The 1,732-nt window shown below is 50.9% G+C and carries 1 rRNA gene; it reads left to right on the top strand.

The features are described from left to right. Positions 1 to 170: 170 nt before the first annotated feature. Positions 171 to 1,722, top strand: a 16S ribosomal RNA gene (locus GFB48_RS17070). The last annotated feature ends 10 nt before the right edge of the window (positions 1,723 to 1,732 follow it).

The raw sequence follows: 1,732 nt of genomic DNA on the forward strand, positions 1-1,732 counted from the left end.
TAATCAAGTAATCTGTGTGGGCACTCACAGGCATTTGAAAATCAACAAAACGATTTTCTCAATGTACTTTAGTGTTCACATAAACTTTCGATTTTACTTTAACGAGTAAATGACAAAGCAAGACAGTAAATTCATTGAGCAGATACATTAAGTTGTATCAACCAAAACTTTAATTGAAGAGTTTGATCATGGCTCAGATTGAACGCTGGCGGCAGGCCTAACACATGCAAGTCGAGCGGAAACGACTTAACTGAACCTTCGGGGAACGTTAAGGGCGTCGAGCGGCGGACGGGTGAGTAATGCTTAGGGATCTGCCCAGTCGTGGGGGATAACAGTTGGAAACGACTGCTAATACCGCATACGCCCTACGGGGGAAAGGAGGGGACCTTCGGGCCTTTCGCGATTGGATGAACCTAAGTGAGATTAGCTAGTTGGTGAGGTAATGGCTCACCAAGGCGACGATCTCTAGCTGGTCTGAGAGGATGATCAGCCACACTGGAACTGAGACACGGTCCAGACTCCTACGGGAGGCAGCAGTGGGGAATATTGCACAATGGGGGAAACCCTGATGCAGCCATGCCGCGTGTGTGAAGAAGGCCTTCGGGTTGTAAAGCACTTTCAGCGAGGAGGAAAGGTTAATGATTAATACTCATTAGCTGTGACGTTACTCGCAGAAGAAGCACCGGCTAACTTCGTGCCAGCAGCCGCGGTAATACGAGGGGTGCAAGCGTTAATCGGAATTACTGGGCGTAAAGCGTACGCAGGCGGTTATGTAAGTCAGATGTGAAAGCCCTGGGCTCAACCTAGGAAAGTCATTTGAAACTGCATAACTAGAGTCTTGTAGAGGGGGGTAGAATTTCAGGTGTAGCGGTGAAATGCGTAGAGATCTGAAGGAATACCAGTGGCGAAGGCGGCCCCCTGGACAAAGACTGACGCTCATGTACGAAAGCGTGGGGAGCAAACGGGATTAGATACCCCGGTAGTCCACGCCGTAAACGATGTCTATTAGGAGCTTGTGCGCTTGACGCGTGGGTTCCAAAGCTAACGCATTAAATAGACCGCCTGGGGAGTACGGCCGCAAGGTTAAAACTCAAATGAATTGACGGGGGCCCGCACAAGCGGTGGAGCATGTGGTTTAATTCGATGCAACGCGAAGAACCTTACCTACTCTTGACATCCAGAGAACTTTCCAGAGATGGATTGGTGCCTTCGGGAACTCTGAGACAGGTGCTGCATGGCTGTCGTCAGCTCGTGTTGTGAAATGTTGGGTTAAGTCCCGCAACGAGCGCAACCCTTATCCTTATTTGCCAGCACTTCGGGTGGGAACTTTAAGGAGACTGCCGGTGATAAACCGGAGGAAGGTGGGGACGACGTCAAGTCATCATGGCCCTTACGAGTAGGGCTACACACGTGCTACAATGGCCGGTACAGAGGGCAGCCAACTCGCGAGAGTGAGCGAATCCCAAAAAGCCGGTCGTAGTCCGGATTGGAGTCTGCAACTCGACTCCATGAAGTCGGAATCGCTAGTAATCGTGAATCAGAATGTCACGGTGAATACGTTCCCGGGCCTTGTACACACCGCCCGTCACACCATGGGAGTGGGCTGCAAAAGAAGTGGGTAGTTTAACCTTCGGGGGGACGCTCACCACTTTGTGGTTCATGACTGGGGTGAAGTCGTAACAAGGTAGCCCTAGGGGAACCTGGGGCTGGATCACCTCCTTACCTAAATTGA

Source organism: Paraferrimonas sp. SM1919 (assembly GCF_010993985.1).
GTDB lineage: Bacteria > Pseudomonadota > Gammaproteobacteria > Enterobacterales > Shewanellaceae > SM1919.